Origin of the sequence: Microcoleus sp. MON2_D5 (genome assembly GCF_036701905.1) — a bacterium.
In the GTDB taxonomy this organism is placed as follows: domain Bacteria; phylum Cyanobacteriota; class Cyanobacteriia; order Cyanobacteriales; family Microcoleaceae; genus Microcoleus.
Genome location: NZ_JAUBRM010000008.1, coordinates 36,263 through 58,208, shown reverse-complemented (window position 1 = coordinate 58,208; position 21,946 = coordinate 36,263). Strand labels below are relative to the sequence as shown.

General features: G+C 46.3%; 21 protein-coding genes. 10 read left to right on the top strand and 11 right to left on the bottom strand.

What is annotated here, in order from left to right:
* Window positions 1-126: 126 nt before the first annotated feature.
* On the bottom strand, window positions 127-297 hold the full coding sequence (locus QUA47_RS04745) for a hypothetical protein (protein WP_190659319.1): 171 nt from the start codon (window positions 295-297) through the stop codon (window positions 127-129).
* A 33-nt stretch (window positions 298-330) separates the two neighbouring features.
* On the opposite strand from QUA47_RS04745, the gene QUA47_RS04740 reads away from it, so the two are divergent.
* Window positions 331-675 (top strand): STAS domain-containing protein, encoded by a 345-nt coding sequence (locus QUA47_RS04740; protein ID WP_190659317.1) that lies wholly within the window; start codon window positions 331-333, stop codon window positions 673-675.
* A 51-nt stretch (window positions 676-726) separates the two neighbouring features.
* Here the strand turns inward: QUA47_RS04740 and QUA47_RS04735 are convergent, their stop codons facing one another.
* From QUA47_RS04735 to psbN, 7 genes are all read right to left on the bottom strand, one after another.
* Window positions 727-1,377, bottom strand: a complete 651-nt coding sequence (locus QUA47_RS04735; RefSeq protein WP_333429892.1) for a hypothetical protein — start codon at window positions 1,375-1,377, stop codon at window positions 727-729.
* Window positions 1,370-1,924: an Npun_F5560 family protein gene (locus tag QUA47_RS04730; protein ID WP_190742499.1), complete on the bottom strand. Its 555-nt coding sequence runs from the start codon at window positions 1,922-1,924 to the stop codon at window positions 1,370-1,372. The genes QUA47_RS04735 and QUA47_RS04730 overlap by 8 nt, the downstream gene beginning before the upstream one ends.
* A gap of 262 nt (window positions 1,925-2,186) precedes the next feature.
* A complete protein-coding gene (locus tag QUA47_RS04725) occupies window positions 2,187-2,786 on the bottom strand; it encodes a class II aldolase/adducin family protein (protein WP_333429891.1) in 600 nt (199 codons plus the stop codon).
* Between the two features lie 851 nt (window positions 2,787-3,637).
* Window positions 3,638-4,561 carry a hypothetical protein gene (locus QUA47_RS04720; RefSeq protein WP_333119890.1) on the bottom strand — a complete coding sequence of 308 codons (924 nt, stop codon included), beginning with the start codon at window positions 4,559-4,561 and terminating at the stop codon, window positions 3,638-3,640.
* 633 nt (window positions 4,562-5,194) lie between these two features.
* A complete protein-coding gene (locus QUA47_RS04715) occupies window positions 5,195-6,106 on the bottom strand; it encodes an MBL fold metallo-hydrolase (protein WP_006633695.1) in 912 nt (303 codons plus the stop codon).
* Window position 6,107: 1 nt separating this feature from the next.
* Complete coding sequence (aroC, locus tag QUA47_RS04710; protein ID WP_333286950.1) at window positions 6,108-7,208, bottom strand: chorismate synthase; 1,101 nt, start codon at window positions 7,206-7,208, stop codon at window positions 6,108-6,110.
* A gap of 244 nt (window positions 7,209-7,452) precedes the next feature.
* Complete coding sequence (psbN, locus tag QUA47_RS04705) at window positions 7,453-7,584, bottom strand: photosystem II reaction center protein PsbN (RefSeq protein ID WP_006633693.1); 132 nt, start codon at window positions 7,582-7,584, stop codon at window positions 7,453-7,455.
* Window positions 7,585-7,796: 212 nt separating this feature from the next.
* Between psbN and psbH the strand changes: the two genes are divergently transcribed.
* From psbH to QUA47_RS04685, 4 genes are all read left to right on the top strand, one after another.
* A complete protein-coding gene (gene psbH / locus QUA47_RS04700; protein WP_015176007.1) occupies window positions 7,797-8,000 on the top strand; it encodes a photosystem II reaction center phosphoprotein PsbH in 204 nt (67 codons plus the stop codon).
* 151 nt (window positions 8,001-8,151) lie between these two features.
* Window positions 8,152-8,412, top strand: a complete 261-nt coding sequence (locus QUA47_RS04695; protein WP_006633691.1) for a TatA/E family twin arginine-targeting protein translocase — start codon at window positions 8,152-8,154, stop codon at window positions 8,410-8,412.
* Complete coding sequence (pth, locus tag QUA47_RS04690) at window positions 8,413-9,075, top strand: aminoacyl-tRNA hydrolase (protein WP_333286953.1); 663 nt, start codon at window positions 8,413-8,415, stop codon at window positions 9,073-9,075. It begins immediately after the preceding gene.
* Entirely contained in the window at window positions 9,072-9,338 is a 267-nt protein-coding gene (locus QUA47_RS04685) for a DUF3146 family protein (RefSeq protein WP_006633689.1), read from the top strand. The genes pth and QUA47_RS04685 overlap by 4 nt, the downstream gene beginning before the upstream one ends.
* A gap of 81 nt (window positions 9,339-9,419) precedes the next feature.
* On the opposite strand, the gene QUA47_RS04680 is transcribed toward QUA47_RS04685, so the two are convergent.
* Window positions 9,420-9,794, bottom strand: coding sequence for an S-layer protein (locus QUA47_RS04680; protein ID WP_333286955.1), 375 nt, complete (start codon window positions 9,792-9,794; stop codon window positions 9,420-9,422).
* 84 nt (window positions 9,795-9,878) lie between these two features.
* Window positions 9,879-10,709, bottom strand: coding sequence for a CPBP family intramembrane glutamic endopeptidase (locus QUA47_RS04675; RefSeq protein WP_333286957.1), 831 nt, complete (start codon window positions 10,707-10,709; stop codon window positions 9,879-9,881).
* A gap of 179 nt (window positions 10,710-10,888) precedes the next feature.
* Here QUA47_RS04675 and QUA47_RS04670 point away from each other — a divergent pair, with 179 nt between their 5' ends.
* Complete coding sequence (locus tag QUA47_RS04670) at window positions 10,889-12,337, top strand: GTP-binding protein (RefSeq protein ID WP_333286959.1); 1,449 nt, start codon at window positions 10,889-10,891, stop codon at window positions 12,335-12,337.
* Between the two features lie 356 nt (window positions 12,338-12,693).
* On the opposite strand, the gene QUA47_RS04665 is transcribed toward QUA47_RS04670, so the two are convergent.
* Window positions 12,694-13,902 (bottom strand): argininosuccinate synthase, encoded by a 1,209-nt coding sequence (locus QUA47_RS04665; RefSeq protein WP_333286961.1) that lies wholly within the window; start codon window positions 13,900-13,902, stop codon window positions 12,694-12,696.
* A gap of 308 nt (window positions 13,903-14,210) precedes the next feature.
* Between QUA47_RS04665 and QUA47_RS04660 the strand changes: the two genes are divergently transcribed.
* From QUA47_RS04660 to QUA47_RS04645, 4 genes are all read left to right on the top strand, one after another.
* On the top strand, window positions 14,211-15,149 hold the full coding sequence (locus QUA47_RS04660) for a glycosyltransferase (RefSeq protein ID WP_333286963.1): 939 nt from the start codon (window positions 14,211-14,213) through the stop codon (window positions 15,147-15,149).
* 571 nt (window positions 15,150-15,720) lie between these two features.
* Complete coding sequence (locus tag QUA47_RS04655) at window positions 15,721-18,873, top strand: PAS domain-containing protein (RefSeq protein WP_333286966.1); 3,153 nt, start codon at window positions 15,721-15,723, stop codon at window positions 18,871-18,873.
* 377 nt (window positions 18,874-19,250) lie between these two features.
* On the top strand, window positions 19,251-21,365 hold the full coding sequence (gene argZ / locus QUA47_RS04650) for a bifunctional arginine dihydrolase/ornithine cyclodeaminase (protein WP_333429890.1): 2,115 nt from the start codon (window positions 19,251-19,253) through the stop codon (window positions 21,363-21,365).
* A 292-nt stretch (window positions 21,366-21,657) separates the two neighbouring features.
* The gene (locus QUA47_RS04645; protein ID WP_333429889.1) at window positions 21,658-21,933 is read left to right on the top strand and encodes a hypothetical protein; all 276 of its coding nucleotides are present in this window, start codon (window positions 21,658-21,660) and stop codon (window positions 21,931-21,933) included.
* Window positions 21,934-21,946 lie beyond the last annotated feature (13 nt).

Genomic DNA, 21,946 nt, shown 5'->3' with positions numbered 1-21,946 from the left:
CTTTTGCAAAGCTCAATACTTTTATATATTGGCTCGATTCAGCCAATAGTGCAATCTTTCGCTGTGATGAAGAACACACTCTTGTGGCGATCGCTGGTTCCACTAAAAATTAGCCTTTCAGGCATACTAGACTAATAGATAATTGTGGCCGTTGCGTTCTGCGCGATAGCTAGCCAGTTTTCCTACTAAATTTATCACAACGGCTCTCCCCACCGATTCCCACAAGGGCGATCGCCCTTCCTCAAACCTTAGCTGAAATCCCCTGATTCTTTCAACAGAATCAGCAACTGAACTCACTTATTCATACTTTACGATGGTAGGATAACTGCTATGGAATTTCCCAACTTCAACCAACACATCATCCTTCAACCTCACAACTGCCTCGACTCCCAAGCCGGAAGCCTCCTCCAGCAACAGCTAGCCGAGATTGTCCCCGAACGCCACAAACTCTGGGTAATAGACATGGCTGCCGTAGATTTTATCGACAGTTCCGGGATCTGCGCCTTAGTCGGCGGACTCAACGCCGCCCGCCACCGGGGATGCCGCCTCGTCATCTGCAACCTCTCAGCCACAGTCAAGCTAATTTTTGAAATTACTCAACTCGACCAACTCTTTGAAATCTTCGACAGTTTCGACCAAATTATCTCCGCTGAAACTCCGGCTCTAGTTGCTTGATTCAAATGACCTCCCGAGAGCAAATCTCAAATCTCAAATTTCCCATAGACTTCAAGTAACCCCAGAGCAAATTTGTATATCATAAATAGGCTTATTTGTCAAGCAAGACCAATGACAGACAAATAAATCCGGCACTTGAACGCCGACAGAAACGATCGCAGGTGCAGCCGGAAAAGGCCAAAGTCGATCGAAACAAATCCTTTCCCCTACGAACCCGAACTGCATCAAATAAGTCGCCGGCGGCGCATTTAAAAGATTCAGCAAGCGGTAAGCCAACTCATACAACTGCTGTCGCCAAACATCCGACAAATGCACCGGTTGAGAGTAACTCAACTCGCCAGACTGCTTGTCAGGTTCCCCACCGATCACCTCAGCATACAGTGGCCCCTTTGCCGTCAACACCACAGGCAGCCAAAAATTGCCACCCCCGACGGGAACTTGCAACTCCTGGGCCACTCGATCGCGCGCCGCCGAAACATTGCGGCAAAATCGAAACACATCTTGAGCCGGAAAAACGAGATTTTCTGGCACATCCAGCGTCAAGGGACAAACGATAGCCCCACCCGGAGCGATCGCGCCCGAATTGAGTTGAGAAACCCCACAGATATTGACTTCAGTTAAAGGATGAGATTGAGCGATCGCCGCCTTGAGACTTGCGGCTGGGCCTTTCTCGCCACCCGCCACAATCAAAACCTTAGACATTGCCAAAGCTCGGCATTTGAATGCCGCGATCGTCCTCAGCATCGACGCTCGGCAGATCCAAGCCCTTAGCCTTGCGGCTCCGCACAGCGAGACGGTAAGTGACGCTTTGCAACTCTGTGTGCAACTGGCGGTTTTCCTTTTGCAGTTGATCCAATTTTTCCTTAATTGGCTCGATCCGCTCGGCAAACTTCTGGCGGTAAACCCCTGGCAATTCCTGAACCACCTGTTCTAGCATCCGAGAGCGATCCGTCAATTCTTGCACCGACTGCCGCAGTTGGTAAACCTCAGCATCCCGCTCTGCGATTTGTTCCTGATAAAAACCCACCTGTTCTTCAACAGCTTGGAGTTGTTCCCGCATTGCCTGCATTTGAGCTTGGTGGCGATCGGAAACTTCCGGCGCCGGCACAAAACTCGAATTGCCCTTCACCAGCCTGAAAAGTTCTTGAGACAACTGCTGCACCAATTGGTCGCGCATTTGCAGCTCTTCGGTGAGACGAGATACCTCTGATTGCAGTTCTTTTGAGCTTACAAGTTTAGTTTGATTCACGATGACTCTCAGCTTTTGTTATATAATGTGTTTCTCTTTAAAAATATCTTTCCCTTACCGCAGAGGCAAGAGGCACTTCAAAAGTTTTGAACCCATTAGGCTAAATCGAGCCAGCGGCCCGATGTCAAGGGTAAAGCTCAGTCTAACTCAAATCAGGCATCCACGTCATCACCTTAGTTTCTTGCCATAGACACAGGTAGAATCCTAGGTTTTTTGTCAATAAACCCGGTTTCTTAGCTTTTTCTGAGAATAGTGCAAGATCTCATGTGTAACCAATCACAGCCGAAAGCACTTTGCCAGCTTCGTCCAAGGTGCTGCCAAAACAGATAATGCCGTCCTCGTGACCGGCCATCGCCAGAATTTGGCGCTCTGCCAAATTCTCCTCCTCAAAAAGTCTAAACATTTCTAAGGCCATCTGAGGAGTGCCGTAAGGTATTTCTTTTCTAGTAGTAGGAATCTTAAACAGCAGTTGCTGCCATAGCTTAGGATTATGGACGTGAATTATCGCGCCAATATCCTGTCTCTGAAGGTACAGGGCCCCGTGAGTCAGGGACTCCGACGAAGCTTGTACGGGGCCCCGGCAGCCGAGGTAATTTTGTTCTAAGTTAAATTCGGTAACAGTACAGTATGATTCTGGTCCCAGAGTTCTCAAGTGTGCAGTCTGGGTTCCCGAAATCACGAATTGGCAAGAATTGCCGAGCCTGACGCTGACGTTGCCAAACCCTATGCCATTTTCGTAGACGCCAATTAATCCCAAACCGTGGAGCCGATCGCGCCAGTCCATCAAATCTGCTATGTTCTGGGCAGCTACAGGGCCTGCCTCTTGCCAGTCACAGCGGTACTTAACGACTCCTTCATCCATCCATTTTTCCGTCAGAGCGGACACGACAGACACAATCCAAACAGAGACTTAATCGAAGTTGTCAAACTGGTTTTTTTTGCCTGCTGCCTTCTGTCTCGGTGCATCAGTGCTTTAACTAATCTACATTCCTGTGTCGCCGTAATTAGCGACCGACATTAGCAAAAAGTAAGCTAGGAATGAAGAACCAATTATTTCCAAAATCATGGTTTAGCCTCTAGGTGATTAGAAAAGTTCAATATGAAGATGTACGCTTTCAGTCGGGGAGTTTGATTCCAGGCTTTTGCCCGAGCGAGTTTCTGATGTGAAACTACATAACATCCCTGAATCGGTTATTGCTCTACATTACAGCATTTTTACTGACGGTATTTCTACCTTAAGAAAGATTTAAGGATAAATTACCCCTTCATCAGATAAATTAGCTAAAAAGCAACCGTACATTTACTGATTTTTTATCATTATACATATATTTAAGCAAAAAGCAAGCGGAACAAAAAAAATATTTTTTAGCCAGTCTGGGAGGAACTGGCACAATCTTCGGGTACTCTACGTTAGTCAACACCTGTGTCGATCGAGCAATTTTTAGCTCCGGGGCATCCTACAAGCTAAGAAACCGGGTTGAGCGTAATATCATGTCGGGTAAAATCACCGCAACGCCAGCTCGCGTCGGCGGGTTCACCAAAATCTGTAAGTAGTAGTATAAGTTATAGATCCCGTAAACCCGCGCCTACCTTGAGGGGGATAGTCGATCGACCGAACCTGATATAAGTCCTATTAAGAAAAAAACAAGCCGATCGAGCAGTGAGGGCCCGATCGGCTAAATTTTTCTGTGGAGCGCGATCGCTCGCAGCCCTTTAAATGTGGAAGTGATACAAGATGCTGCCGTCGTCTTTAATTTCGCAATTGGCATTAAAGACTTCAGCTTGTTGGTTCAAAAAACGCTGAGCGACATCCGGCGACAGCCGCGTTTCCATTGCAAACCGCACCAGAGTTATTTCGCCGCGGCCTTCTTTGATCAGTCGGTACAAAGCACTTTGGAGCCTTTCGCTCTCTTCTCGCTGAAAAGCTGCCTTGTACCTCCAATCCGCCACCGAAGGAATCAAACCCCGGCTGACCAAAATCGCCAACAGCAAGCCAATTCCCAAAATCAGAGGCACTGTCGGATCGCTCGTGGGCGTCGCCACAATTTGCGGCACTGTAGCGGCGGCCAAACTGCTCACCATTTCTTTTTCCGAAGCTTGCGTATCCGCCATTGCAAGCTGAGTTTTGTTGTAAAAGTCTTGCTGAAGCTTCATTTGCTGCAACAGCCGAGCGCGTTCTCTTTCGTATTGGTCGAGTTTTTGCTGAGCTTGTTTCAGGTCTTGAGTGACTTGTGCCAAGCGTTGGTTGAGCGACTGATTGACTGATTGCCACCGATATCTGTTAATCAGGCGGCTTTTTTCCACCATGCCCTTCATCAACATATCCACCGTTTGGATTGCTTGCTCCTGATCGAGCGAGCGATACCCAACAACAATCTCTAGGGGTTGTTCCGGCTTAGAAATCTTGACACTAGCATTTTGTCGAACTTGCTGGGGCGACAGCTTAACTGCATCTGCCACTGCTTTGACAACATTATCTGCCAGCAGAACCTCTGGGGTGAGTTGCTCTCCCTGCTTGAGAATTGTCGTGCCCGTACTCGAAAATTTGACTGGCGGATTATTAGAAGTGAGAGTGCCTTGAGCCATGAATCCGGGGGGCGGGGCGAGGCGGTAGGCCAGGGCGCCTGAAATACCCATAATTACAGCAAAACTGCCTAAGGCAATCCATCTGTATTGATGTGCTGAAGATCTAAAACGTAAATTTCCCATTTTGATAGTCAAGTCATAACATTCGCTTGCCGCAGCTCCTGCCAAACCCAAGAGCCATCGTTTCTTTCTGGTTAGTCAAATTGACTGCTGAAAATTTTCTCAGTTTCTGCCTAAAAGCTATTAGCTTTTGAGAGTTGTCAATATTCACGATCCGAAAAAACCGATTGCGCTTTTATTTGATCCGAGCTATAACTTCAGTTTTTGTCCTTAATAATTAATCTGTAACAAGGCTTCTGGAAGTCTACTGGCATCAGACTAGCACTCAGGCGTGCGATCGCCTCGCCTCCCCGTGTTTGTTGACATTCAAAACAGTCTCCTTTTCACCCTTGGCAATTCTCCAATTATCTTACGTCTTGGCGTCTTGCGGACGCGGTTGAAGAATAAAAAAAACCTTAAATACTCGACCTAAAAACTTAACAAGCAAGAATTATACCATGCAGTTAAGAGTTTGCTGCCTATTAAAAAAAATTGTGGAGCTGGTCTCGCCCCCAGATCCACATATTCACATAACAATTATGGTTCGATCGGTTGATGGTTCGATCGAGCCTCAGAGGCGAATGTTCAGAAGCCGATCGGCAAAATAAGACCCTCGCGGGCCATGACAGCCTTGGGAAAAGCAATTTGCACGTCTTCGGCGATGCGATCGAGAAAATCGTCTGTGTGAGCCGGATCGTGGTGAAAAATCACCACTCGTTTCACCCGGGCCTCCTTAGCCATTCTCACCGCTTCCTGCCAAGTCGAGTGTCCCCAACCCACCTTGGGAGACTTGGGGTTGTGATATTCCTCGTCTGTGTACATCGCATCGTAAATCAGCACATCAGCGTCGAGGGCTAAATTGTAGACATTCTCATCTAGGCGATCGGGAAAATGTTCAGTATCCGAACAATAAACAACAGAACGTCCCTGCCAAGTCACCCGATAGCCCATAGCAGTATTCGGGTGATTCAGAGAACCCGTCCTAATCTCAATATCGTCCAGCATCATCGTCTGGTTGTGATGGAGTTCGTAGAAATTCAAATCTGCCTGCAAACCCATCAGTGGCACCGGCGAATTCGAGTGCAGCACCCGTTCGACAAAGTGCCTTTTCATGCAATCTCCATCCGGCGGAGTTGCCCCGTAAATATCAAAGCTATTGCCGCGAATGAAAGCTGGGGCGAACAGCGGGAAACCTTGAATGTGATCCCAGTGATAGTGAGTAAAAAACATATAAGCTTGCACGGGCATTTCTTGCACCAACTGGTCTCCCAGCATCCGCAAGCCTGTTCCGCCGTCAAAAATCAAGCGTTTGCCAGCGACTCGCATTTCCAAACAAGAAGTATTGCCGCCGTAGCGAACAGTTTCCTGTCCGGGTGTCGGAACACTGCCCCGCACGCCCCAAAACTGTACTACAAAATCATCTATACCTTTTATTGATTCGGAGGGTTGAGGGCAATCAACGGGAGTTGCCGCTACAGAGGACAAGCTGATTTCCATTTTAAAATTCAGGCTTTAAGGTTCCACATTGTCCGTGATGGCGCAGCAGATGGTCGCACAACACTAAAGCTACCATCGCTTCCACCATTGGCACAGCTCTTGGCAAAACGCAAGGGTCGTGCCGTCCCTTGGCAGCCAGCAGCGTTTCTTCGCCTTCTCGGGTAACGGTGCGCTGCTGCTGGCGAATTGTTGCAGTTGGCTTGAATGCCGCCCGCAAAATGATATTTTCGCCGTTAGCAATGCCACCCTGAATTCCGCCAGAGCGATTCGTCACTGTACGAATTACACCCTTATCATCAGTATAGTATTCATCATTATGTTCGCTGCCCTTGAGCAGAGTCCCGGCAAACCCGGAACCAATTTCAAAGCCTTTGCTGGCGGGCAAGGACATGATGGCTTTTGCCAAGTCGGCTTCGAGTTTGTCGAATACGGGCATTCCCAGTCCTTTGGGTACATTGCGAGCGACGCATTCGACTACACCGCCGATCGAATCTCCGCTGTCGCGAACTTTTTCGATCAGTTCAATCATTTTTTCGGCACATTCGGCATCTGGACAGCGGACGATGTTGCTTTCTACTTGTTCTAAGGTAACAGTGTCCGGGTCGGCGACACATTCTAAGTCTTTGATGCGTTTGACGTAGCCGACTATTTCGACTCCTGCTGCTTGTTTGAGAATTTTTTTAGCGATGGCCCCTGCTGCTACTCTACCTATTGTCTCTCTCGCCGAACTGCGACCTCCGCCTTGCCAGTTACGAATTCCGTACTTAGCATCGTAGGTAGCGTCAGCGTGGGAAGGGCGGTAAGTTGTCGCCATTTCGCCGTAATCTTGGGGGCGAGTGTCTTGATTGCGGACTAAAATTGCGATCGGCGTTCCCAAAGTTTTGCCTTCAAACACCCCTGACAGAATTTCGCAGGTATCTGCTTCTTTGCGGGGGGTAGTAATTTTGCTTTGGCCGGGGCGGCGACGATCGAGTTCGGCTTGAATTTCCGATGCGTCGATCGACACCAGGGGCGGGCAACCGTCAATTACTACTCCCACACCGCCGCCGTGAGATTCCCCAAATGTCGAGATCCGAAATAAATGCCCAAAGGTATTGCCCATTATGCTTTGCCCTGAAACTTAATAATTTTTAGCTTAAATGGAATAGAGATTTACTGTATTTCTGAAAAATATACCATTGACGAGTAGGCGACACGCGATCGCCCCACAGCATCACTCCCTTCCCACCCCTAGAAGAATATCTACCAGGGAGAGAGGGAGAGACAGAGAATAGGAGATATCTGGAAACACACTTAAATTCATCCGTGTCTCCGTGTCCGAATCCGTGTTGTGTCTTCCTTCTTCTTTAGTCTTCGTGTTCTTCAAAAGGATCTCTCAATTCCTTAGACGGGGGACCGAAAGCGGTGTAGATCGAGAAACCGGTGATTGCCACCAGACACACGCCCAGAGAAATGCCGAGAACTGCTGCAGGTTCCATATTTTTGATCGATTATGAGTGATCCACTCTATAATATTACAAAAAATAACAATCCGTCTGAAAGTCTAGTGATTTTAGGCGCTCTACGGTATGGCAACCAACCCCCACTCCCCGTTGTCCGAGTCCCGTTCCCGCATTTCTGAGAAATTGCGATCGCAATTAGCGGTGAAAATATGTCAAACTTCTCTGTAGAGATTCATTGCAGGTGACTTATGGCACAACGAACTTGGTTAGGAGATATACTCAAACCCCTTAACTCAGAGTACGGCAAGGTGGCTCCTGGTTGGGGCACCACGCTGTTGATGAGCGTTTTCATTGGACTGTTTTTCGTGTTCTTGTTGATTATTTTGCAAATCTACAACTCTTCTCTGATTCTGGAGAGTGTGGATATGGATTGGTCGAGCCTAGGCCGCTAAAAATTGATCGCAAAACAGTAAGGCTAAAAGTAAAAGCTGAGGGTTGAGGAGAAAGGGCAAAAGCTAAGTTTTCCCGTTTTTCCTTACCCTTTCCGATTACTTTTGCCATAAATAAACAAGAAGTAACTAAACAAATTGCTGGAGAAAAACCATGAATATTTTTGGCATTGGTTTGCCCGAAATGGCCGTTATTTTTACGATCGCCCTATTGGTATTCGGTCCGAAAAAATTACCTGAAATCGGCAGAAGTATGGGGAAGGCAATTCGGGGCTTTCAAGATGCTTCGCGGGATTTTGAGTCGGAGTTCACGCGGGAAGCTAAGCAGTTAGAAGAAGCAGTAGCAACTAGCAGCAAACCGGAAACTGAAAAACTCACGGCGGCTACTCCCAAGGAAGATAGCACAGACAGTTAAATGAACAACACTCAGAAGTCGGAAACACCAGCGGAGTTAGTGATTCCCCAGCTAATTGTTGGGTTAGGCAATCCCGAACCTAAATACGATCGCACCCGACACAACATAGGCTTTAATGCTGTCGATGCCTTGGCTAAATCTTGGCAGATTTCCCTGTCGGAAAATCGCAAATTTCAAGGCATATTTGGCGAGGGAAACCGGCCGCGGGGACAGAAAATCCGCTTGCTGAAACCGCTTACTTACATGAATCTCTCCGGTCAAGCGATTCGGGCGGCGACGGATTGGTACAAAATACCTGCGGAGTCGGTATTAGTAGTATACGATGATATGGATTTGCCGATCGGGAAATTGAGAATGCGGCTTGCCGGTTCTGCCGGCGGACACAACGGCATGAAATCCACAATTTCTCATTTGGGTACAGACAAATTTCCCCGGTTGCGGATTGGCATCGGCAAACCTCAAAACGATCCTGCTAAAAATGAGAAAGATACGATTTCCTTCGTGTTAGGAAAGTTTTCCTCAGAGGAAAGTCAGTTAGTAGAAAAAGTGCTTAAACTGGTTGTAGAAGCTGTGGAACTAAGTCTGCACCAAGGAGTAGAAAAAGCCATGAGCCTTTACAATAGTCGCACAATTGCAGAAACAAACGCGGAAACAAAAAGGTGAGTTCGAGACGTTTGCCTGAAACAACTGCATATGTCCGGGTTACTGGCCAATCTTGGCAAAAAGGCACGATTGAGGGTGAAGTGACTGCCGGGAATTTTGAGTGGCAGTTTCAGTGGCGTTTCACGTCAGAAAAAACACTGATACTTGAGCCTTCTCAGGGTAGGGCATTGATTCAGGAACCGCTGCACCGTTTTCTGGAAAAATGGGATTATCAATTAGAACCAGGTGGGGATTATTCGTTTACGGTTCGGGCTCAGTTTTAAAATCTTGGTAATGGGAAATGTGGCAAAGGTAATCGGGAATAAAAACTTCCTTTAGTAGGATATCCCGCTTCCAGTAATTCTTTAATTAATCACGGGAAATGGCTGTAATGGGAAATTGGGAAACGGCGAGCGAGAAGGCAAACTTTCTCTAGTAGGAGGTCCCGATTCCAGTAATTCTTTAATTAAAGCAGGTGGCGTCCCTTCTCGGTAAGCCCCGCAATAATACATTGTCAAAACAGCTTTGTAAGCCCAGTGATTGGAAGGTACATCGGTAAAAGGATTTGGCAGAGTTTCAGCCTGATTCTGCACGCAAGCATTGAGAATTTGTTCTGGCGCTGTCTGCACTTGAACTAAAGAATTATTTGGCTTGAGTGGTGCGGTATTTTGTGCGTTTGCAGGAGCTAACAAACCTGTATAAATTAACACTGTAGTAGTGGCAAAGATGCTGAGTTTCATAAGTTTATAAATTTCTGAATAAGTTGGGTGGTAGTGAGGACTAAAGTCCTCAAAGCTGTGGGAAATAAGGAGTCTTCGTCCTTACTACAAACCTTTGGAATGTTCAGACATTTTTCGCATTCCCAAAGCCAAGAAAGTCAAAAACAACAGCCCGATCGCCCCAGCTAGCGGGTTGCCGTTAACTCCTGTCACCCAGTCGGGAACCGATGCCGAATATCGCACTAACCGCCCGATGTTAATCATGTAATATCCCCAGACTAAACCTGCATGAAGCCCGATCGACAAACCGAGGCGATTTTGGCGCGATCTTTTTCCCCAAACCAGAATCAAACCCAGCAACAACAACCCCGGAAACTGCGGCCAACTCCCCAGCATTGCCGCCACAGGTTTGATAAAATGAGATAGGGCAAACACCAGGCTATCCGCCCACAGAGATATTTTATAATTGTAATCCCGCTGCAACTCGTCCAGCAACCAACCCCGGAATACCAACTCCTCGGCAAAACCGACTCCAAGGGCGCTTAACAGCCCTTCTGCGATGATTCTCGGCAAATTATCAGAATTTTGCCACGCGACTAAGCCGAACAGCCCTTGTACCGCAAATAAGCTGAAAGTGAGCAAAAGCCCGATCGCCAATCCAATTAAAAGCTCAAAACCGTTTTTTCGCGTATTGATTAAACCGTAACTTTTGAGTAATTGGGTTTGTCCGTAAACCTGTTTTCCCCAGCGCGGCACTAGGAACAGAAACTCAGTAAACAACAATCCCATTGTCAGAATAGTTGCTAGGTTACTATCTTTAACTAAAAGATAAATTGGTGCGGCTAGCGGCAGCCAAATTGCTAGCAAGATTAATAGGAAAATTATTACACGTAAAGGAAATGGATAACTGGCTATTATTTGGAGGCGGTTAATCATTGTTGTAAATTAAACAGGTTTTACATGATATCTGTAGGGACACAGCATTGCTGTCTCCCTACCCGGATTCTAAACACGCCATTGCCGTAGGCCTAATGTACAAAGCAGACGGAAAAAGCTAGAATAGCATCGTATCGGTTGAAACTTTAAGTGAAGCAAAGCTATAACATCAGGTAACAATGACTGAAGCCTCGGATTTTTCCAATGTCGATCGAGAATTAGATGACACAATTTTAAGCTTCGCAGACATTCAGGCAGAACTCAACCTGCGCCACGCTAAAGATGCTCTGCGAGATATAGTAGAAAATCTCGACTTGACAGTTCAAGAGCGAACTGGACTGGAACCGGAAATTGGCGGATTGGAGAAAATGCTCGACAAGCTAGAGCGCGCTTGCGTGCAAATAGCTGTGTTTGGGATGGTGGGAAGGGGAAAATCTTCGGTTTTGAACGCGCTGCTAGGTCAAAATGTGTTTGAAACTGGCCCAACTCACGGGGTGACTCGCACGACGACTATCGGTCAGTGGGATGTCGGAGAGGGAATTGATAAGAATTTGCCCGATCGACTTTCGCCAGTTATTTACCGTTTGTCGCAAGTTGAATTAATCGACACTCCGGGAATAGATGAAGTTGACGGCGAAACTCGCGAACTTTTAGCCCGCCGCGTTGCTCAACAAGCTGATTTGATTTTGTTTGTGGTGGCTGGCGACATTACGAAGGTGGAATACGCAGCACTTTCGCAGTTGCGGGAAGCCGGAAAACCGATGTTATTAGTGTTTAATAAAATTGACCAGTATCCTGATGCAGACAGGTTGGCAATTTATCATAAAATTCGAGACGAGCGCGTAAGAGAATTGTTGTCTCCCGATGAAATTGTGATGGCGGCGGCTTCGCCTTTGACGGCGAGGGCGGTGCGCCGTCCCGACGGAAGTATGGGCGTGCAAATGACTCGCAGTTTGCCACAAGTGCAAGATTTAAAATTAAAGATTTTGGAGATTTTAGACCGAGAAGGCAAATCTTTGGTCGCCCTGAATACGATGCTCTGTGCGGGGGATATTAACGAGCAGTTGGTGCAGCGAAAAATGGAGATTCGAGATGACGCGGCTAATCGAATTATCTGGAACGGGGTAATGACTAAAGCTGTGGCGATCGCACTTAATCCAATTACTGTAGTTGATATTCTTAGCGGTGCGGTAATTGATGTGGTGATGATATTAACTTTATCTAAAGTTTACGGCATTGCGATGACGGAAGCGGGCGCGGTGGAATTGCTGCAAAAGATTGCGATTAGTATGGGGGGGATTACAGCCGGTGAATTGTTGGCTAATTTTGGCTTGAGTTCTTTGAAAGGATTCTTGGGTTTGGCGACGCCAGCGACGGGGGGTTTGGCTTTAGCGCCTTATTTGTCTGTGGCGGTGACGCAAGCTGCGATCGCGGGGGTTTCTTCCTACGGTATCGGTCAAGTTACTAAGGCTTATTTGGCTAATGGTGCTTCTTGGGGAGATGATGGGCCAAAGGCTGTTGTGAGCAAGATTTTGTCTTCTTTGGATGAGGAGTCTATTTTAAATCGGATTAAGGAAGAGTTGCGGGCTAAGTTGGATTTGGGAAGTGTGGAAAAACAGAAATCTTAGCGATCGGCTGTTTTACGTTGACCCAGCAATCCTGGCGCAGCCCTGCCGCAATCCGGCAGGGGTTTAAACCCCTACCTCAAAGCTAAATTTGTGTGAAGACACTTTAACAAATTATTAGGATAACAACCTGTTACCAATTACCAATTATTGCTGTATCTTACTAACTCATGACTTAGGCAATTGGCAGAGGTTGGGCGATTGCGGCAAATAAGGTGTGCTATGCACACCCTACTCTAATTCCGCGAAGGCGGACTTTGTTTGTGTAGCCGCCAATTCGATTCGGCGGGTTAAGATCGAATTGTTAATCCGAATTCGATTGGGCGGCTTAACATCGAGTTTTTAACCCTAATTCGCTCCTATTTATAACCTCTATTTTTCTCCGACCAAATGCGGGTTGGTAGTCCCCAAACATAGACAAATCCTTCAGCAGCTTTGTGATCGAATTCGTCTTCTGCGCCGTAGGTTGCTAAGTCGAAACTGTACAGGGAATTTTCCGATTTGCGGCCAACAATCGTCGCATTTCCTTTGAATAGCTTGAGCCGCACGGTTCCAGTTACTCGCTTTTGCGTGTCCTGAATAAATGCGTCTAAAGCGGTTTTCAAAGGATTGTACCAAAGACCGTTGTAAATCATTTGGCTGTAGGTTTCTTCGATGCCGCGTTTGTACCGCGTCACATCTGCTGTCAGCGTCAAACTTTCTAAGTCTCGGTGCGCCTGCATCAAAACTAAAATCGCTGGTGTTTCGTAAATTTCCCGCGATTTAATCCCGACTAAGCGGTTTTCAATCATGTCAATTCGGCCGACTCCGTGGTTTCCAACTATTTCGTTTAGTTGGGAAATTAAGGCGACTGGTGATAAATTTTGGTCGTTCAAAGTGACAGGATTTCCGCAATCGAAACCGATTTCTATGTATTCGGGTGTGTCGGGAGTTTGTTCGATCGCCTTTGTCATCAAATAAACTTCTTCCGGCGGTTCCGCCCAAGGATCTTCCAGGATTCCGGCTTCGATTGCCATTCCTAATAAGTTGCGATCGATACTGTAAGGAGAAGACTTTTTCACGGGCGACGGAATACCGCATTTCTCGCCGTATGCGATCGTTTCCTCGCGGCTCATTTTCCACTCCCGCGCAGGTGCTAAAATCTTAATCTTGGGGTTTAGCGCGCCGATCGACACATCGAACCGCACCTGATCGTTTCCTTTACCGGTGCAACCGTGGGCGATCGCATCTGCACCGTATTTTTCTGCAGCTTCTACTAACAATTTAGCAATCAGCGGGCGAGCGAGGGCGGTCGAAAGGGGATAACGGTTTTCGTAAAGTGCGTTAGCTTGAATCGCTGGAAACGCATAGTCTTTGACAAATTCTTCGGTAGCATCAATAACTAAAGATTCCGAAGCACCGGATGCTAAAGCTTTTTTGCGGATCGGTTCTAATTCGTCTCCCTGTCCCAAATCCGCAGCCAGAGTAATTACCTCTTCCACACCCCACTCGTTTTTGAGGTAAGGAATGCAGACGGAGGTATCGACTCCGCCGGAATATGCTAGCACAACTTTTTTAGCGCGACTCATTGCTATTTACATCCTGAATTTAACTGACATCTTGCACCCTTGTCACTAAGCTTTTCAGGGCGGGCTAGATGCCCACACCACAAAAAAATATCATTTTTGTGGAACAGGCATCTTGCCTGTTCTTGAGAATGGTGCCTAATGTGAGGTTTAACCGACTTTTCATTATGCACCTAATTGAGATCGATTCTTGTCAGAAATAGCACAGATTTATATATTCTTTTTTTGCTAAACTTGGCTATTTCGCGGGGGAGTTGCTGCGAAAAATCTGCTACCGTGGGATACGGTAACTGTGGAGATGGGGAAAAACCGTGTTTTTTAGTGTTGTGATTCCGACGTACAATCGTAAACCGATTTTGGCAAAATGTCTACTGGCTTTGGAAAATCAGCAGTTCGGTGAGATTGTCAGAGAGTATGAAGTAATTGTGGTGGACGACGGATCGACCGACGGGACGCTGGAGTGGTTGGCTGCAGATGCTGAGTTGTTGCCTCATGTGCGATCGATCGCTCAATGTCACCAAGGCCCCGCGGCTGCCCGGAATTTGGGCGTTGAAGATGCCAAGGGCGATACGATTATTTTTATTGACAGCGATTTGGTGGTAACAGAGCATTTTTTGCAAGCACACGCAGATGCTTTACTACAGGGTTACAAAGATACTGATGCTGTTTTTACTTACGGCAGCGTGATTAACACTTGCAATTTCGAGAATCCTACTTCGGAACCTTACAAAATCACCGATTTTTCGGCGGCTTATTTTGCTACGGGAAATGTTGCCATCGCGCGCCACTGGCTGCTGGCTGCTGGACTTTTTGACACTCGCTTTCAACTGTACGGATGGGAAGACTTAGAATTGGGTGTTAGGTTGAAAAAATTAGGTTTGAAACTGATTAAATGTCCGGCGGCCGTGGGTTATCACTGGCATCCACCTTTTAGTTTAGAGCAAATTCCGGGCATGATTGACCGAGAAATTCAGCGCGGGAGAATGGGAGTTTTGTTTTATCAAAAGCACCCTAATTGGGAAGTGCGGATGATGATTCAAATGACTGTTTTGCACCAAATACTGTGGGGAGTTTTATCATTAGGTGGGATGCTAAACGAGCGGACGATGACTCCTTTTTTGCAGTGGTTGATTGACCGAGGTAAGCCGCAGTTAGCTTTAGAAATCGCTCGGATTTTTCTGAATTGGTATAACGTGAAAGCCGTGTACGCCGCTTGTGGGGAATTGCAGGTCGAGACAAAGATACCATAAATCAGCCGGACGGTGCAAATAAAATATAAGATATTGTAGGAGTGTTTCAGGGCCCATTGGTGTCAACTTAAGCTCAAATGTAGTAACGGTATACTGGTTGACACTTATGCCTAAATTCTCCTAGCCTTGCTTAAGAAACGGGATTTACCGGACTCAAGACTTGGATACAAACCAGAGAAACAAAGGATTTTAGTCTTAAGTTGACACCACTGATCGGGGGGTGTTTTAATTGTCATTTCGACTAAGGATATTTGCTTAGAAAACACAATAGCGAGCCACCAGGTAAAGGCAGGCGAAACCCGGTTCTAGACATTGTAAAAATTTTACCTTTAATCAAAGTTGCTTGCGGAGCCTGTGATTTGAGGAATCTCGGCTGTTTTGTTGATGGGGTGCGATAATTAAATTTTCACACATTTTCCCACTCTTCTTATTTTTGATATAATTACAGATAATTTAGGAGTGTGCTATCTACCCAAGAGTTGTGCTGGTTTACCTGAAAGTGTTAGCTACAAACGGTTAATGACTTAAAACTATTCCCACAGGAAAAATTTGAATAATTTGAGGGTCTGCTGTGAATACAACTGATGAGAAAAATCCCAGACGAGAAACAATTAGACTTCCCAACACTGCTTTACAAGAAAATATTTTAATGGTGGACGACAATCCAGAAAGCTTGCGACTTGTATCCCGGCTTTTGTCTAAGCGGGGATATAAAGTGCGGCCGACACGAGATGGCAAATTGGCCCTCAACTTTGCTGTATCGAGTCCACCGGATTTGATTTTGCTGGACATCATGATGCCCGGTATGGATGGCTATCAAGTCTGCGAACAGCTAAAAGCGTCTCCGAAAACGAAAAATATTCCTGTGATCTTTATCAGCTCTTTAAATGAAGTTTTTGATAAAGTCAAAGCTTTTTCGCTGGGGGCGGTAGACTACATTACTAAACCGTTTGAAATAGAAGAAGTCGTAGCTCGCGTCGAAAATCAACTGCTGCTCAGTCGGCTTTCTAAAGAAATTTTAGCGAAAAATGTGCTGTTAGAAGCTGAAATAGAAGAACGTAAGCGGATCGAAGCACAACTACGAGAAAGCCAGCACTGGCTGTCGGCAGTAATTAAAACGAATCCTAATCTATTGTACGTTTACGATTTGATAGAAGAGAGAAGTCTCTACGTCAACCGCGAAATTTATAGCGATATTGGCTACACGTTTGAAGAAATACACCAGATGGCAGCCACATTTATTCCTAAGTTAATACACCCTGACGATATCCCTGGATTCTTAGAACAAAGAAAAAAAATTGCGACAGCAAAAGATGGCGAAAGCTTTGATTTTGAATACCGGATACAGCACAAGAATGGTGAATATCGGTGGTTTTGCAGCCGGGAGAGCGTGTTTGCCAGAACAGCGCAGGGCCAACCTTGGAAAATTCTGGGAACTGCTGCTGAAATTAGCGATCGCAAACAAGCAGAACTCGAACTTAAAACAGCTTTAGCTGCTTTGGAACGGCAAATCAAGCAAAGATTTCTTCTAGAAACAATTACTCTCGAAATCCGCTACAGCTTAAATCCCGAGCAAGTTTTTCAAACCGCGGCGGCCCAAATAGGCCGAATTTTTAATGCCGATTGCTGCTTGATTCACACCTACACAGAAAACCCAGTTCCCCGAATTTTTAATGTCGCTGAGTACAGAAAAGGCCCATCACAATCACTTTTAGATTTAGAAATCCCCGTACAGGGCAATCCTCACGTTCAGTTTTTATTGTCCCAAGATCAAGCTGTAGTTTCTGACGATGTTTTTTCCGAACCCCTGCTAGAAAACGTCAGAGATTTGTGCTGTCAAATAGGTTTGAAGTCGCTGATATCCATCCGCACTTCCTACCAGGGAAAAGCCAACGGAATGATATGCTTGCACCAGTACGATAGCCCGCGTCACTGGACACAAGATGAGATCAGATTATTGAACGCTGTGGCGGCACAGATGGGAATTGCGATCGCTCAAGCCAATCTTCTCGAACAAGATAAACAACAGCGACTTAAACTTCAACAGAGCGAAGCTAGTCTAGCAGCAGCCCAGAAAATTGCCCATATCGGCAGTTGGGAATTTGATTTAGTCACCCATAAAATTACTTGGTCAGAAGAAGTATTCCGCATTTTTGGTCTTGACTCAACTGCAACTGAACCGACATCTGCCCAACTTTTAAAGATGTGTCATCCCCGCGACAGACACTTGTTTCAAAAAACTGTCACCCTCACTATCTCACAAGGCATTTCCTACAAAAGAGAGTTCCGATTTTTTCATACTAGCGGTCAAATCATATACGTGGAAGGAAGGGGAGAAGCGGTTTTTAACGAAACCGGGGAAGTAATCAAACTTTTGGGAACAGTAATGGATATTAGCGATCGCAAACAAGCCGAAGTTGCTTTGCTTCTTAGTGAAGAACGTTTTGAGCTGGCATTTGAAGGCAGTGCGATGGGATTGTGGGATTGGAATCTGGTCACGGCAGAAGTCTATTTTAATTCGCGGTGGAAAACGATGCTAGGATATGAAGTAGAGGAAATAGAAAATAAAATCGCATCGTGGGAGCAACTGGTACATCCAGAGGATTGGCATCCGGTTAAAGCAGCGCTAGATGCTCACCTAGAAGGCAAAGAGCCGACTTACGAAAAGGAATTTCGGATGCTGACAAAATCCGGCGAGTGGAAGTGGATTTTGAGTCAAGCGAAGGTGATGGAACGCGACGCTTCGGGAAATCCTGTGCGGATGACGGGCACGCATATCGATATTAGCGATCGCAAACAAGCCGAAGCAGATTTGCTGCTTAGCGAACTGCGAGAACGGGAAAAAGCGCAACAGTTAGAACAAACTCTGGAATACTTAAAAAATGCTCAATCCCAGCTCATTCAATCCGAAAAAATGTCAAGTATCGGGCAAATGGTAGCGGGAGTTGCCCACGAAATTAATAACCCTGTCAACTTCATCTACGGCAATATTCTTCCCGCCAAACAGTACGCTGGCGATTTAGTAAAATTGCTCAGCCTTTATCAGCAACACTATCCCGCACCAGTTCCCGAAATAGCTCAAGAATTGGCAGAAATCGAGGTAGATTTTATCGCTGACGATTTTCCGAAAATCATGGCTTCAATGCAAGAAGGTGCTAATCGAATTAAGCAGATAGTGCTGTCTTTGCGAAACTTTTCGAGACTTGACGAAACAGAGCGCAAAGTAATAGACATTCATGAAGGGATAGAAAGCACTTTGGTGATTTTGCAGCACCGATTGCAGTCACAGCAAAAACGTCGGGAAATTCAACTTATTAAAAATTACGGCACACTGCCAAAAGTCGAGTGTTATCCGGCTCAATTAAACCAGGTATTTATGAATTTGTTGTTGAATGCGATCGACGCTGTGGAAGAGTCATCAGCAAGCTGTACTTGCAAAGTTAACCAAATTCGCATTGTTACTGAAGTCAGCCGAAAAAACCAAGTGTGTGTGCGGATTTCTGACAGCGGGCCCGGTATCCGTCCCGAAGTTCAGTCAAGGATATTTGACCCGTTTTTTACTACCAAACCGATCGGCAGCGGCACTGGTTTGGGGTTGTCGATTAGTTACCAAATTGTTAAACACAGGCACGGCGGTAAGTTGGAGTGTCATTCAGAAGTTGGCCGGGGAACAGAATTTGCGATCGAACTTCCGATTTCGCAAAAGTTGAAAATTAACAGCTAGGATAAGCTGTTATATCCTGTCCGGCTAATTAACCATAATTATTGTAGGGGCGAGTCCACCAACAATCTCTAATATCAGCCTGAGACGACCGTAAACCCGCCCCGCTCGTCCAATTGGGGGCAATTGAACGGAAACCATATTAATCGTCTATCAGAACCTATTTTAGGTTGCGTCATAACCTGGCATTTTCTCCAGTATTTCTTGCTAACAGTCTGTGATTTAGTATAATTTAATCCTAAGCCTGATATAATAAAAAGTTAGCCTTAAAAGCCTCCAGACGTTACGCTGCTAAAATTAGTAGTGAATATTACAGTTGCTCTTATACAAATTCTGTCAACATACGTCTGCTGTAGCGTCTACCACATTTTTACTGAATTATGACTGACTCAATTCGCTTCCTCATGTGTGCTCCTGACCACTACGATGTGGATTACGTGATTAATCCGTGGATGGAGGGCAACGTACACAAATCATCGCGCGATCGCGCCGTCGAACAGTGGGAAAAACTCTACCACGTGCTCAAAGACAACGCGGTGGTAGACCTGGTACCGCCGGCCAAAGGCTGGCCGGATATGGTTTTCACCGCCAACGCAGGCTTACTTTTAGGCAATACCTTCGTCCTCAGCCGTTTCTATCACAAAGAACGCCAAGGCGAAGAACCCTATTTCAAAGCATGGTTTGAAAGCAAAGGTTTCACGGTGCACGAACTCCCGAAAGACTTGCCGTTTGAAGGCGCGGGCGATGCTTTGCTCGATCGCGAAGGACGCTGGTTGTGGGCCGGATACGGCTTCCGTTCCGAACTCGACTCGCACCCGTTACTAGCAAAATGGCTCAACATAGAAGTGCTTTCGCTGCGTTTAGTTGACGAACGTTTCTATCACCTAGACACCTGTTTTTGTCCCCTGACAGGTGGCTATTTGCTCTACTATCCAGCAGCATTTGACTCCTACTCCAACCGCTTAATTGAAATGCGAGTGGCGCCGGAAAAACGCATTGCCATTGAAGAAGCAGATGCCGCCAATTTTGCCTGCAATGCCGTCAATATTGACAAAGTAGTGGTAATGAACAAGGTTAGCGAAGCCTTGAAAACGCGCATTACTAATGCTGGTTTTCAAGTAATTGAAACGCCGATGACCGAATTTCTGAAAGCGGGCGGCGCCTGTAAGTGCTTGACGCTGCGGGTAACGGAACCGATTCAAGAAGATGGATCGCCAAACGTGATGGTAGAAAGCCGCACAATTCGCATGGAAGGTCACTTGCTCGATGCTGGTTTAATCAGCCGCGCTTTAGACTTAATTATCGAAAACGGCGGCAGTTTCCAAGTGCTCAATTTCAATTTAGGAGAGCAGCGGCAAAGCACGTCATCTGCAGACGTTAAAGTTTCGGCTCCTTCCCACGATGTGATGGAAGAAATCATGGGAATGCTGATTGACTTGGGTGCAGTTCCTCCGCCGCAAGAGATTTGCGACGCTATTTTAGAGCCGGTAGTGCAAGATGGCGTCGGCCCCGACGACTTTTATGTGAGTACGATTTATCCCACGGAAGTGCGGGTAAATAACCAGTGGGTGAAGGTACAAAATCAGCGGATGGATGGAGCAGTAGCTATTACGGAAACTGCTGAGGGCCCAGTGGCTAAATGCAAATTATTGCGCGATTTAAAAGTAGGTGAAAAAGTCGTTGTTGATGTGGTCGGCATCCGCACTATCCGCAAAACAGAATCGCGGGAACAGCGCAATTCTCAAGAATTCAGCTTTATGTCGGGCAGCGTTTCTAGCGAGCGCCGCGTAGAATTGGTAGTGGAACAAGTAGCGTGGGAATTGCGCCAAATTCGCGATCGCGGTGGCAAAGTTGTAGTTACGGCGGGGCCTGTTGTCATCCATACCGGCGGTGGCGAACATTTAGCGCATTTGATTCGCGAAGGTTATGTACAAGCGCTGTTAGGTGGAAATGCGATCGCAGTTCACGACATGGAACAATCGAATATGGGAACCTCTTTAGGGGTTGACATGAAACGTGGCGTAGCTGTGCGCGGCGGACACCGACATCACTTGAAAATAATTAACACTGTGCGGCGTTACGGGAGTATTGCAAAAGCTGTTGAAGCAGGCCTGGTTACTAACGGTGTGATGTATGAGTGCGTCAAGAACAATATACCGTTTTCCCTAGCAGGTTCGATCCGCGATGACGGCCCGCTTCCCGACACGCAAATGGATTTAGTTAAGGCTCAAGAAGAATATACTGAGCTGTTACGCGGTGCGGATATGGTGTTAATGCTGTCGTCTATGCTGCACTCAATTGGTGTGGGAAATATGACGCCGGCGGGTGTGAAGATGGTCTGTGTGGACATTAATCCGGCGGTGGTGACGAAATTGAGCGATCGGGGCTCGATCGAATCTACTGGAGTTGTCACTGATGTGGGATTGTTCCTGAGTTTGTTGGTGAATCAATTGGATAAATTGACTAGCCGCCATCATGTAACTCAATCTGTTTAGATTTAGCGAGTAGGGTGCGCGCGGCGCACCTTACTAAATTCCGATAAATCTTGAGCGCCAAATCAAGAGTACAGGAATGAATAGACCTAAAAAATTGTATTTTGGCACGCAGGAATGAAGATCCCCTAGCAATTATCGATGAATTAGAGGGTATCAGTAAACAGGCTAATTTGCGGAATATTGTTTTTTTTTTCCTAATTCTGCTAATCTATCTATTGTGTCTCTAAAATTCAAAAGCTTGCAGCCTTTTAGATCTAACTGAGTAATTATGTGATGGGGACTTAAAATCATCATGGATGAAACTCTAGGAAAAGTATCGCCGCCGACAAAAGAACCTTGTTCTATATATCCTCGCGTACCCGGTATTGACTGCGGCAACTTTCAACACATTTTTACGATGCCTCACGTTACGGAGAATTTAATGCAGCAACTGATTGAAGATTTGAGCCAAGACGGAGCCTTTGAAGAGCCTGAAGAGGTATTACGATCGGACACAGAGGAAATTGCCGCTGAAACGAATGCTCGAAAACTGGTTTATGTTCCTCATATCGGACGTAGCTTTAAGTAGTTGCTTTCGGTTT

Bases quoted from the DNA above. Each gene is read 5' to 3' on its own strand.
- QUA47_RS04715 (WP_006633695.1), bottom strand. From the start codon at position 6,106: ATGGAAATCAGCTTGTCCTCTGTAGCGGCAACTCCCGTTGATTGCCCT.
- QUA47_RS04645 (WP_333429889.1), top strand. From the start codon at position 21,658: ATGGATGAAACTCTAGGAAAAGTATCGCCGCCGACAAAAGAACCTTGT.
- QUA47_RS04695 (WP_006633691.1), top strand. From the start codon at position 8,152: ATGAATATTTTTGGCATTGGTTTGCCCGAAATGGCCGTTATTTTTACG.
- QUA47_RS04665 (WP_333286961.1), bottom strand. From the start codon at position 13,902: ATGAGTCGCGCTAAAAAAGTTGTGCTAGCATATTCCGGCGGAGTCGAT.
- QUA47_RS04725 (WP_333429891.1), bottom strand. From the start codon at position 2,786: ATGGATGAAGGAGTCGTTAAGTACCGCTGTGACTGGCAAGAGGCAGGC.
- QUA47_RS04680 (WP_333286955.1), bottom strand. From the start codon at position 9,794: ATGAAACTCAGCATCTTTGCCACTACTACAGTGTTAATTTATACAGGT.
- QUA47_RS04735 (WP_333429892.1), bottom strand. From the start codon at position 1,377: ATGTCTAAGGTTTTGATTGTGGCGGGTGGCGAGAAAGGCCCAGCCGCA.
- QUA47_RS04740 (WP_190659317.1), top strand. From the start codon at position 331: ATGGAATTTCCCAACTTCAACCAACACATCATCCTTCAACCTCACAAC.
- QUA47_RS04675 (WP_333286957.1), bottom strand. From the start codon at position 10,709: ATGATTAACCGCCTCCAAATAATAGCCAGTTATCCATTTCCTTTACGT.
- QUA47_RS04670 (WP_333286959.1), top strand. From the start codon at position 10,889: ATGACTGAAGCCTCGGATTTTTCCAATGTCGATCGAGAATTAGATGAC.
- psbN (WP_006633693.1), bottom strand. From the start codon at position 7,584: ATGGAACCTGCAGCAGTTCTCGGCATTTCTCTGGGCGTGTGTCTGGTG.
- aroC (WP_333286950.1), bottom strand. From the start codon at position 7,208: ATGGGCAATACCTTTGGGCATTTATTTCGGATCTCGACATTTGGGGAA.
- argZ (WP_333429890.1), top strand. From the start codon at position 19,251: ATGACTGACTCAATTCGCTTCCTCATGTGTGCTCCTGACCACTACGAT.
- pth (WP_333286953.1), top strand. From the start codon at position 8,413: ATGAACAACACTCAGAAGTCGGAAACACCAGCGGAGTTAGTGATTCCC.
- psbH (WP_015176007.1), top strand. From the start codon at position 7,797: ATGGCACAACGAACTTGGTTAGGAGATATACTCAAACCCCTTAACTCA.
- QUA47_RS04720 (WP_333119890.1), bottom strand. From the start codon at position 4,561: ATGGGTATTTCAGGCGCCCTGGCCTACCGCCTCGCCCCGCCCCCCGGA.